Below are 10,907 nucleotides of genomic sequence, written 5' to 3'. Positions count from 1 at the left end.
CCTGCATCTGGCTGGCGAGCTGGCCCGCGAGCTTGGACACGGCCGTGAAATCGCGCGATTCCAGAATCACCTCGGCGCGGCCGCGCCAGGTGCTGATGCGCCCGTTCTTGTCGTTGGACGGATAGATGGTGAAGCCGCCCGATTGCGCCTGCACGCCATTGGTACGCTTGGCCTGTGCGATCACATCTGCCGTCTTGGCCGACAGCGCCGAGGAGATCGCGCCCGGTTCCGCGCCTTCCTGCTCGGCTGCGAGCGTCAGGTGGACCACGTCGGTCGGCACTTCGGTGGCGGCCTGGGCGGACAGCGACAGCACGCCGGCAGGGGCCGGGTCGTGGGTCGGGCCACCGCCCTGGGCGGAGGCAACCATGGCGGTGGTACCGAGCAGCGTGGCGGCAAGCAGGTGTTTCATTGCATTTTCCCTTTCAAGACGATGGGTATCAGACGCGCTCCCCAGGTGATCGTTCCGCTACGTGGCGTGCGACCTTGTATCTACTTGTATCTTCGGCTGCCGTGGTCCTTCAGAACGCGTGCCAGGCCTTCCACAGCATATAGGCCGACAGGCTGAACAGCAGGCAGGCGAAGACCTTCTTCAACTGCCCGACATCCATGCGGTGCGCGGTGCGCGCGCCTAGCGGCGCGGTCAGCACGCTGGCCAGGGCGATCACCGCCAGCGCCGGCAGGTAGATGTAGCCGAGCGAGCCGGCCGGCAGCCCGGTCTGGCCCAGCCCGCTCCATACATAGCCGATCACGCTCGCCACCGCGATGGGAAACCCCAGCGCGGCCGAAGTGGCCACGGCATTGTGGATGGGCACATTGCACCAGGTCATGAACGGCACCGAGACAAAGCCGCCGCCGGCGCCCACCAGGCTGGACAGGAAGCCGATCACGCCGCCCGCGCCCAGCATGCCCGGCGTGCCGGGGAGTTGCCGGTGCGGGGCAGGCTTGCGGTTGCGCAGCATCTGCCACGCCGAAAAGCCGACGAATATGGCGAACAGCAGGGACAGCCAGCTGGTCTTGAGCGCCGCGAAGACCTTGCCGCCGCCGATCATGCCGCCGATCAGGATGCCGGGCGCCAGCGCGAATACCAGCTTCCAGCGCACCATGCCGCGCTTGTGGTGGGCGCGTACCGACGACAGCGAGGTGAACAGGATGGTCGCCATGGAGGTGGCGATGGCCATATGGACGATGGCCTCCTGGGGGAAGGCCAGGGCGGTGAACAGCAGCGTGAGGAAGGGCACCATCAGCATGCCGCCGCCCACGCCAAGCAAGCCGGCGCAGAAGCCGGTAAAGGCGCCGAGCATCAACAGCCCGGGAATCAGGGAAAAGCTCATGAAGCGGAATCGACCTTGTTGGTGTTGTAGTTATGTAGTCGGCAGCCATTGTGTCATGCCGCTGATGCGGCCGTCGGTGCCAGGCTATCGCATCAGCCGCGTGGTGATGAAACGCCATTCGGCCGGGGTCACCGGCGTGATCGACAGCCGGTTGCCGCGGCGTAGCACAACCATGTCGGCCAGTTCCTCGTGCGCGCGCAGGTCGGCCAGCGAGATCAGTGGGCCCTTGCCGACAAAGCGCACGTCAACCAGCATCCAGCGCGGCGCATCTGGCTTGGCGGCAGCGTCGTAGTAATCGCTCTTGGGGTCGAACTGGGTGGGATCGGGGTAGGGCTGCGAGCTGACCTCGGCCAGGCCGGCAATGCCGGGCTGCGGGCAGGAGGAGTGATAAAACAGCACGCCGTCGCCGATGCGCATGCCGTCGCGCATGAAGTTGCGGGCCTGGTAGTTGCGCACGCCGGTCCATGGCAAGGTGCCGCGCTCGGCCAGCATATCGATGCTGGCCTCGTCGGGTTCCGACTTCATCAGCCAGTACTGGCGGGCGCGCGCGGCGGCATTGGCTTGCGTGGATCGGCTCATGGGCGGGCAGGGGCGGGCGTGACGTTGGCGACAGCGATATGGTGCAGCAAGCACGGCCAAAAGAAAACCGTCTGACGGATGTGGGCCGTGGAGGAAAAACGAAAAGGGGGCGCTGCGGAGGTGACGCGCGAATGCGCGCCACAAAAGGAAAAGGCGGTGGTCGAATAACCACCGCCTTTAGAGGGGTCCCCGCCTCGGCCGCTGGATCGGCATCCTGAACCCAAGTGAGGTTCAGAGTGGCTGCGGAAGCCGCATTTCGGGTACATCACTGATTCAGGGAGTCCAAACTGAAACTATGAATCAAGCGACGCGCTCGCCCACACGGCATAATCCCGCACCAACAAATGCTTATCGGTTCAAGGAATATGATCCTGACGAACCAGGCAGGGAAACTGTCAAACGTCTGACTCTTTTTGCACTGCCAAACATGCTGCTTTGGCAAGGCTGTCAGACGTTTGCCGTTTCTAACTTGGATGGGATGAAAACGGCGGTCAGGCGCGATAACCCGACCTAAGGTACCGCAACTATGTGGCTTGGTGCGGCTTGGCTCCACTATACACCGCGAGGCTTTCCATACCAAGCCCGTCTTTGCGTATCGTTACATTTTGCTGACGCGCGCGGCATGTGGGGCACATCGAGCCGATATCGCCACCATGGCGCTGCGCGCCTGTGCCGTGCGGTACACCACCGGCGAGAGGCTAAGCGTTCAGCTGCGCGGTACGGGCGAATTGGTGCCCACATGCGCGTACTGGCGCAGGGCTTCGTCCGCGCGTTCGTTCAGCTCGCGAATGCGTGCACGCACGGCATCAACGGGAATCGCACCGTCCTCCTGCTGCTTGCGCTTGAGCGAGAGCAGGTCCGAGGCGATGCTGATGGCGGCCATCACGGCAACGCGTTCCACGCCCTTGGCGGATACCCCGCCCTTGAGCCGGGTCATCTGGTCGTCTACCAGTGCCACGGCTTCCAGCAGCGCGGCCTCGTTGTCGGGGGCAATGGCGAACCGGTAGGACTGGCCGGCAATGTTCACTTCGACTTGCTTATTGCTCATGCGTTTTCTCCAGGTGCCTTTTGTTCGGCGCGGCTGGCGGCCTCGCCTTCGCCCAGCAGATCGAGCTGGCGGGCGTCGCTGGCGGTGGGCAGCTTGTCCAGGATCGACTGGATGCGCAGCTGCGCTTCCTCGATCTTGATATTGAGCAGCTCGCGGTCGGCGGCCATGGCTTCGCGGTCGCCGCGCAGCTGGCTGGCCTCGGCCTGCAGGCGTTCGATCTCCTCCCGCAGGCGCTGGTTCTCCGCCGCCAGGGTATCGGCATGGTGCAGCACACGCCCGATCTTGGCGGCGAGTTGTTCGAGTTCGGTGAGCATAGAGCCTGTCATATCTAGGGTCTCGGGTTTTGGGATTTTAGCCCAAGCGCTATCGTGCGGACGGCGAACGCAGACGTGTGTGACCGGGCCTGCGCGCCGAAGTTGCATGCATCGTCGCTTAACGGCATCCGTGGCGCCGGCTTTATGCCTGTTTTCAGGCGCTTTCCTGCGTTTTTTCCGCGCCATTGACGCTGGGCTTGAAACTGCCTACACTCGCGCACGTTCCAGGTGCTCGTAATCCTATTCACTACAGGGTTGCAGTTCAACGGGAAACAGGGAGCCAGCCGTCGCCGCCAGGGCAGGGCCGTGCCAACCTGTGCTGCCCCCGCAACGGTAAGCGACCGCGATCGCAAGATCGCAAGGCCGACCACTCAGCCACTGAACCGCAAGGTTCGGGAAGGCGGTCGGACTGGCGTCGCCAGCCCGGATACCGGCCTGAACGAGAGTGCGCCGCCCTCCCGCTGCTTCTTGCCGCGCAAGCCAGCGGCGCGCTTCGTCGCCAGACGGTCCGCGGGGGAACGGACCAGGCAGCTCTCTCCCACAATCCGCATCATGCGCTCATCGTCTTACAAGTCGAGCCGTCCGGCATCGCCGGCGCGCCAGACCGCCCCCGCTATCCATTCCTGGCCACTGCCCGCGACCCTGATCGCTTTGCTCGCCGTGTGCGCGCCCGGCGCCGCGATGGCCCAGGCCAGCGAAGCTTCCGCCGTACAGCCGGCCGCCGACGCGCAGCTCGCGCCGGTGGTGGTCAGCGCCAACCGCACTGCCCAGCCGCTGACCGAGGCACTGCCGCACACCACGGTGGTGACCCAGCAGGACATCGTCAACTCGCAGGCCATCGACCTGCGCTCGCTCCTGCGCACGCAAGCCGGCGTGGAGTTTGCCGCCAATGGCGGCCTGGGCGCCAATACCACCCTGTTCATGCGCGGGGCCAACGGCAACCAGACGTTGATCCTGATCGACGGCGTGCGGGTTTCGTCGGCCAGCAGCGGCACGGCCCAGTTGTCGAACATCCTGCCCGACCAGATCGACCATATCGAAATCGTGCGCGGCAACGTCTCCGCGCTGTACGGCTCGGATGCCATCGGCGGCGTGGTGCAGATCTTCACGAAGAGCGGCGCGGGCCAGGCCCCCGCGGCCAACGCGCAGATCGAGTACGGCAGCAACAATACGCGCCAGGGCACGGTGGGCTACGGCGGCCAGATCGGCGATACGTCGTTCAATATCACCGGCTCGGCCATCAAGACCGACGGCTTCTCGGCCGTCAACACCAAGCAGCAGCCCAAGGCCAACCCCAACGACAACCCCTACGAGAACAAGAGCGTATCGGGCCAGGTCAAGCATCGCTTCACCAGCGACTGGGACGCCGGCGTCACTGCCTACTACTCCAAGAGCAAGCTCTCCTACGACAGCACGGCCGGCAAGCCCACCGATGTCTGGTGGATGAACAGCGAGCTGTACACGGTTTCCGCCTTTGTTAACGGCAAGATTACGCGGGACTGGACCACGCATTTCAAGGTGGCCCAGAGCGAGGACCGCAGCGAGAACACCTTGAACGGCGTGTTCAATAGCCGTTTCAACACGCGCAACCGCCAGTACACCTGGCAGAACGAGTACGCGCTGGCTCCCTCGCATACCGTGCTGTTCGGCGCCGAGCACGCGCAGCAGGAGCTTGACTCGAGCTCCTACACGGCGCCCACGCGCAATATCACCTCGGTGTTCGGCGGCTACGACGGCCGCCTCGGCAAGCACCAGTTGCAGCTCAATGTCCGCAACGACCACTACTCGGATTTCGGCAACAAGGCCAGCTACTTCGCCGGCTACGGCTATAACGTGACCAACGCGCTGAAGCTGATCGCCAACGCCAGCAATGCGTTCCGCGCGCCGACGTTCAACGAACTGTACTTCCCGGGCTTTGGCCAGCCCGGCATCCAGCCCGAGCGCGCCAAGTCGTTCGAGCTGGGCGCGCAGTACAACACCGACGCCGCCGGGCTGCTGCGCGTGACCGCGTTCCAGACCCGCTACGACAACCTGATCACCTCGGCGCTGCAGCCCAATGGCTTGTTCCTGGCGCAGAATGTCAACAAGGCCAAGGTGCAGGGCATCGAAGCCTCGTGGCGCGCCAAGCTGATGGGCACCGACGTGGGCGCCAGCATCACCTTCCAGAACCCGGTGGACGAGCAGAGCAATACGCAGCTGCTGCGCCGCGCGCGCCGCCATGCCGCATTCGACGTGGGCCGCCAGTTTGGCGACTTCCGCCTGGGCGGCGAGTGGATCATTTCCTCGACGCGCATGGACAGCGGCTCGCGTACGCTGGGCGGATACGGTATCGTCAACCTCAATGCCCGCTATAACATCGACAAGCAATGGTTCGTTGCCGCCCGTGTGGAAAACCTGTTCGACAAGAACTACCAGCTCGCCTATCCCTACAACACGCAAGGACGCGCCGGCTTTGTCACGCTGGGCTGGCGTCAGAAATGATGGTGGCTGCCTGACATGCGCCGCGCGCTAGCCGTCTGGCTGATGCTTGCCGCCGCCGGCGTGGCGGTGTTCCTGCTGTCGCTGGCGGTGGGCAGCGTGTCGCTGTCGGGCGCGCAGGTCTGGCAGGCGCTGTCCGGCGGCGCCGACGATACCGCTGGCGCCATCGTGCGCGAGCTGCGGCTGCCCCGCGCGGCGGCCGCGTTCGCCTGCGGCGGCCTGCTGGCCCTGACCGGCGCGCTGATGCAGGTGCTGCTGCGCAACCCGCTGGCCGAGCCCTATGTGCTGGGCGTGTCGGGTGGCGCGGCCACCGGCGCGCTCACCGCCATGTTGATGATGTGGCCGCTGTGGACGGTGCAGGCCGGCGCGGCCGGCGGCGCGCTGTTCTCGATGGTGCTGGTGGCCACGCTGGCGCGGCGCGACCTGCTGCATCCGCAGGTGCAGGGCGGCCATCATGAGGCCGGCTCGCGCCTGCTTCTTACCGGCGTGATCCTGGCCGCGGGCTGGGGCGCGTTGATCACCCTGATCCTGAGCGTGGCGCCCGAGGCCCGCTTGCGCGGCATGTTGTTCTGGCTGACCGGCGACCTGGGCGGCACCGCCAGCTACGGGCTGGCGCTGGGCGCGCTGGCGCTGGCCGTGCTGCTGGCCATGCCGATGGCGCGCTCGCTCAATGCCATGCTGATGGGCGAGACCGTGGCGCAGGCGCTGGGCGTGCGCGTCGGCGTGGTGCGCATGTCGGTGTTCGTGCTGGCCTCGCTGGCCATCGCGGTGGCCATTACCTCGGCCGGCTCGATCGGCTTTGTCGGGCTGGTGGTGCCGCACCTGGTGCGCCTTGCCTGGGGCAACGACCAGCGCTTGATGCTGCCTGCCTCCGCCTTGCTCGGTGGCACGCTGCTGATGGCCGCCGACCTGGTGGCGCGCACGGTGATTGCGCCCGCGCAGCTGCCGGTGGGCGTGATCACGGCGCTGCTGGGTGTGCCGACCTTCCTCTTCTTGCTGCTGCGCAGGCCGCGCTGATCCCTATGCCGACCTGGAACGAACCCGTTACCCCCTGTCCGCCGCTGGTGCTGCAGTCCTTGCAGCTGCGCGCCGGCGCGCGCTCGCTGCTCGATGGGCTGAGCCTGTCCATGCAGGCGGGCGAGCTGTGGTGCATCGTGGGCCCGAACGGCGTCGGCAAATCCACGCTGATGTCGGTGCTGGCCGGCCTGCGCAAGCCGGACGGCGGCGTGGTGCTGCTGGATGGCCGCGCGCCGCTGGAGACGCCGCCCGCTGCCCTGGCATTGCGCCGCGCCTACCTGCCGCAGGCGGTGCACGACACCTTCTCGATGTCAGTGCGCGACGCCGTGGCGGTAGGCCGTCACCCGCATCTGTCCGGCTGGGGCTGGGCCGGCCGCGAGGACGACGCGGTGGTCGCCGCGGTGATGCGCGAGATGGATCTCGATGCGCTGGCCGGGCGCGATGTGCTGACCCTGTCCGGCGGCGAGCGCCAGCGCGTTTCGCTGGCCGCCACGCTCGCGCAACAGGCGCCGCTGTTGATGCTGGACGAACCCGCCGCCCATCTCGACCTGCGCCACCAGATCATGGTGCTGGAAACCCTGGCCCGGCTGGCACGCGCCGGCCGCCATGCCATCGTGGTGATCCTGCACGACCTTAACCTGGCGCGGCGCTACGCGACCCATGCTTTGCTGCTGGCCGAGGATGGCCTCTGCCTGCACGGCCTGGCGGCGCAGGTCCTGACCCCCGCGCATTGCTCGCACGCGCTGCGCACGCCCATTGTCAGCGTCAGCGACGGCCGCCATACCGCGCTGATTGCCGATGGGGCGCATTCCCCCGAACAAGACGGAACCCAACATGACTGAACCCAAAGCCTTTGAGACTTCCACGTCGGAAGACGCCGCCCGCGACGACCGCCACAAGGCGCGCATGGTGCGCAAGAAGGATGTCGTGGATGCCAAGATTGCCGCTGCGCAGGACGAGCGCGGCGTGATCGTCATCACCACCGGCAACGGCAAGGGCAAGTCCAGCTCCGGCTTTGGCATGGTGGTGCGTGCGCTGGGCCATGGCATGCAGGCCGGCGTGGTGCAATTCATCAAGGGCGCGATTCCCAGCGGCGAGGAACTGTTCCTGCGGCGCTTTCCGGAGCAATGCGCCTTCCACGTGATGGGCGAGGGCTACACCTGGGAAACCCAGGACCGCGCGCGCGACGTGGCCAAGGCCCAGGCCGCGTGGGAGGTGGCGCGCTCGCTGCTGCGCGACCCGTCGATGGGACTGGTCCTGCTGGACGAGCTCAATATCGCGCTCAAGCTGCACTACCTCGATGTGGACACCGTCATCGCCGACCTGCGCGCCCGCCCGCCGATGCAGCACGTGGTCATCACCGGCCGCGGCGCACCGCCCGCGCTGATCGAGGCGGCGGATACCGTGACGGACATGACGCCGGTCAAACATGCCTTCCAGCAAGGCATCAAGGCCCAACGTGGCGTCGAGATGTAAAACGTCTATTCTTGTTCCAGCGAATCTTCATCAAGAATCACCAAGAAACACCATGCTGTTACCCGCCATTGCCCCGCTAGACGTCTCCTTGCGACCAACCCTGCAAGCCGCCATCGATGCCAAGACCAAGCCGCTCGGCGCGCTCGGCCGGCTCGAGGACCTGGCCTTGCAGATCGGCCTGATCACCGGCAGCGGCACGCCTGAGCTCAAGCGTCCCGCGGTGATCGTGTTCGCTGGCGACCATGGCGTGGCCGATGCCGGCGTGAGCGCCTATCCGGCCGAGGTCACGGCGCAGATGGTGCTCAACTTCCTGGCCGGCGGCGCCGCCATCAATGTGTTCTCGCGCCTGCACGGGCTGGCGCTGGAGGTGGTGGACGCGGGCGTGCGCGCGCCGCTGCCGTCCGCGCCCGGGCTGGTCAACTGCCGCATCGCTGCGGGCACGCGCAATTTCGCCTTTGAGCGCGCCATGAGCGCGGAGCAGGTGCAGGCGGCGCTCACCGCCGGCATGGCGCGCGTGCTGCGCCACGCCCAGCTGGGCAGCAACGTGATCGGCTTCGGCGAGATGGGCATTGCCAATACCTCGTCGGCTGCCTGCCTGGTGAGCCGGCTTACCGATACACCGATTGAGGATTGCATCGGCCGCGGCACCGGCCTGGACGACGCGGGCCTGGCGCGCAAGCGCGCGGTGCTGGCGCAGGCGCTGGCGCTGCACGCCGACGCCGTGGAACCGCTCGACGTACTGGCGGCCTTCGGCGGCTTCGAGATCGCCATGATGACCGGCGCGTTCCTGGCCGCGGCCGCCAGCCGCATGGTGATCCTGGTCGATGGCTTTATCGCGTCGGCCGCGCTGCTGGTGGCGCAGCGTCTCGCGCCCGAGGTGCTCGCGTACTGCGTGTTCTCGCATTGCTCGCACGAGCACGGCCACCGGCGCTTGCTGGAACACTTCGGCGCGCAGCCGCTGCTGGCGCTGGACCTGCGCCTGGGCGAAGGCACCGGCGCCGCGCTGGCCTATCCGCTGGTGGCATCGGCCGCGGCCTTCCTGCGCGAGATGGCCACCTTCGGCGCCGCCGGCGTTAGCACCGCGTCGGCGTAGACTGCGCCAGCGCTCCTGCTACTTCGCCCAACCCACCCGGCCCATGCTCGACGAACTTCGCTACTTCCTGACCGCAGTCGGCTACTTCACGCGGGTGCCGGTGCCGCGCTGGGTCGGCTTTGCGCCGCACTACCTGAATGCGGCGGCGCGCTATTTCCCGCTGGTGGGCTTGCTGGTCGGCGTGCTGGGCGCGCTGGCTAGCTGGGGCGCGCTGCAATGGTGGCCGCCTGGCGTGGCCTTGCTGCTGGGCATGGCCGTGACGCTGCTGGCTACCGGCGCTTTCCACGAAGACGGCCTGGCCGACTGCGTGGATGCTTTCGGCGGCGGCTACCGGCGCGAGGACGTGCTGCGCATCATGCACGACTCGCGCATCGGCGCCTTCGGTGCCATCGCGCTGGTGGTGGCGCTGCTGCTGAAGTGGCAACTGCTGGTGGCGATTGCCGCGCGTAGCGGCATCGTGGAGTTGCTGCTGGTGCTGGTGGCTGCGCATGCGGCCAGCCGCGCCATGGCGGTGAGCTATCTTGCCACGCTGGACTATGTACGCGCCGAGGGCAAGGCCAAGCCGGTGGCGCAGCGGCTGTCCGGCATCGGGCTGGGTTTCACGCTGCTTTGCGGTGCGTTGCCCCTGTTGCTGGTGTCGCCGCTGTTTGCTGCTGTGGTGATCGTTGCGTTGGTGGTGCTGCGCTTTTTGCTGGGGCGCTACTTTGTTCGCCGCATTGGCGGTTACACGGGCGACTGCCTCGGCATGGCGCAGCAACTGGCCGAGTTGTTGATCTATCTTGTGGCGGCGGCATGGACCTGGTCCTGATCCGCCACGCGGCGCCTGAGGTTGCGCAGGGGATCTGCTACGGCGCGCTTGACCTGCCGTTGGCTCAACCCGTATTGCCCGAGCCTGCTCGCATGTTGCTGGCACTCGATGGCCTCGCGCCGCAACGCATTGTTTGCAGCACGATGGCGCGGGCTCGCGCTACGGCTGATTTACTGGCGCGGGATTTGGGGGTGGTGCCGCAAGCCGATGCGCAGTTGCGCGAGCTCGATTTTGGCCGGTGGGAAGGCCACGCCTGGGACGCTGTGCCGCGCGCCGAGCTGGATGCGTGGGCTGCCGATCTGTTGCATGCGCGGCCCCATGGGGGCGAGACTGTAGCGGAAGCCATGGCGCGCGTGGCGGCTTGGGCGGATGCCTTGCCGGCGGATGCGCCGGACCGGCTGTGGGTTGTTGCTCATGCGGGGCCAATGCGCATGCTGGCTGCACATTGGCTTGGGGTGCCGCTGGCTACTACGCTGGGGTGGGATCTTGGCTATGGGGCGAGTTGTCGGTTTACGCTGGGTGGGGGTGTGCCGCGGTTGCGGTGGTGGAATCGGGTTTGAGGTTGAAGTTGAGGGTGTTGGGTGATGACTGCAACTGCAACTGCAACTGCTTAAAGTCAAAAGCAGTTTCACCACCCCTGCGGGGTGGCGACCTACTTTTTTGTCTTGCCAAAAAAGTAGGCAAAAAAGGCGCGCCGGATGGGGCGACACCCCCTCGGGATTCGACGAAAAGAGCGGCCGGGACCCAAACTCGCATCGCCTTA

The 10,907-nt window shown here is 66.6% G+C and carries 12 protein-coding genes, 1 other RNA gene and 1 riboswitch; of the genes, 7 read left to right on the top strand and 6 right to left on the bottom strand.

Features of this window, described 5'->3' with window-relative positions:
• The 6 genes from ACYP5B_RS22020 to ACYP5B_RS21995 form a co-directional block, all read right to left on the bottom strand.
• Nucleotides 1-409, bottom strand: a 409-nt coding sequence (locus tag ACYP5B_RS22020) for an SIMPL domain-containing protein (protein WP_459571093.1), incomplete at its 3' end; no start/stop codon positions are given.
• A gap of 109 nt (nt 410-518) precedes the next feature.
• Nucleotides 519-1,331, bottom strand: a complete 813-nt coding sequence (locus tag ACYP5B_RS22015; RefSeq protein ID WP_267604116.1) for a sulfite exporter TauE/SafE family protein — start codon at nt 1,329-1,331, stop codon at nt 519-521.
• Between the two features lie 84 nt (nt 1,332-1,415).
• Nucleotides 1,416-1,910: an EVE domain-containing protein gene (locus tag ACYP5B_RS22010; RefSeq protein WP_267604115.1), complete on the bottom strand. Its 495-nt coding sequence runs from the start codon at nt 1,908-1,910 to the stop codon at nt 1,416-1,418.
• Between the two features lie 182 nt (nt 1,911-2,092).
• Nucleotides 2,093-2,303, bottom strand: a non-coding RNA gene (gene ssrS, locus ACYP5B_RS22005) — 6S RNA.
• A gap of 313 nt (nt 2,304-2,616) precedes the next feature.
• Complete coding sequence (locus tag ACYP5B_RS22000; RefSeq protein WP_459571092.1) at nt 2,617-2,958, bottom strand: cell division protein ZapA; 342 nt, start codon at nt 2,956-2,958, stop codon at nt 2,617-2,619.
• Nucleotides 2,955-3,272, bottom strand: a complete 318-nt coding sequence (locus ACYP5B_RS21995) for a hypothetical protein (RefSeq protein ID WP_267606484.1) — start codon at nt 3,270-3,272, stop codon at nt 2,955-2,957. The genes ACYP5B_RS22000 and ACYP5B_RS21995 overlap by 4 nt, the downstream gene beginning before the upstream one ends.
• A gap of 208 nt (nt 3,273-3,480) precedes the next feature.
• A riboswitch (cobalamin riboswitch) is annotated at nt 3,481-3,725 on the top strand.
• Nucleotides 3,726-3,824: 99 nt separating this feature from the next.
• On the opposite strand from ACYP5B_RS21995, the gene ACYP5B_RS21990 reads away from it, so the two are divergent.
• The 7 genes from ACYP5B_RS21990 to cobC are packed head-to-tail and all read left to right on the top strand — an operon-like array spanning nt 3,825 to nt 10,704.
• Nucleotides 3,825-5,753: a TonB-dependent receptor plug domain-containing protein gene (locus ACYP5B_RS21990; protein WP_459571090.1), complete on the top strand. Its 1,929-nt coding sequence runs from the start codon at nt 3,825-3,827 to the stop codon at nt 5,751-5,753.
• 15 nt (nt 5,754-5,768) lie between these two features.
• A complete protein-coding gene (locus ACYP5B_RS21985; RefSeq protein ID WP_459571089.1) occupies nt 5,769-6,767 on the top strand; it encodes a FecCD family ABC transporter permease in 999 nt (332 codons plus the stop codon).
• 5 nt (nt 6,768-6,772) lie between these two features.
• A complete protein-coding gene (locus tag ACYP5B_RS21980; protein WP_459571088.1) occupies nt 6,773-7,609 on the top strand; it encodes an ABC transporter ATP-binding protein in 837 nt (278 codons plus the stop codon).
• Nucleotides 7,602-8,243, top strand: a complete 642-nt coding sequence (gene cobO, locus ACYP5B_RS21975; RefSeq protein WP_459571087.1) for a cob(I)yrinic acid a,c-diamide adenosyltransferase — start codon at nt 7,602-7,604, stop codon at nt 8,241-8,243. The genes ACYP5B_RS21980 and cobO overlap by 8 nt, the downstream gene beginning before the upstream one ends.
• A 52-nt stretch (nt 8,244-8,295) precedes the next feature.
• Complete coding sequence (gene cobT, locus ACYP5B_RS21970) at nt 8,296-9,336, top strand: nicotinate-nucleotide--dimethylbenzimidazole phosphoribosyltransferase (RefSeq protein ID WP_459571086.1); 1,041 nt, start codon at nt 8,296-8,298, stop codon at nt 9,334-9,336.
• A 43-nt stretch (nt 9,337-9,379) separates the two neighbouring features.
• Complete coding sequence (locus ACYP5B_RS21965) at nt 9,380-10,144, top strand: adenosylcobinamide-GDP ribazoletransferase (RefSeq protein ID WP_459571085.1); 765 nt, start codon at nt 9,380-9,382, stop codon at nt 10,142-10,144.
• Nucleotides 10,129-10,704 (top strand): alpha-ribazole phosphatase, encoded by a 576-nt coding sequence (gene cobC, locus ACYP5B_RS21960; protein ID WP_459571084.1) that lies wholly within the window; start codon nt 10,129-10,131, stop codon nt 10,702-10,704. Before ACYP5B_RS21965 ends, cobC begins: the two co-directional genes overlap by 16 nt.
• The last annotated feature ends 203 nt before the right edge of the window (nt 10,705-10,907 follow it).

This window comes from Cupriavidus sp. 8B (assembly GCF_054589115.1).
Note: the sequence above shows the minus strand (reverse complement) of the source record. Positions and strands in the feature narration are given on the sequence as shown.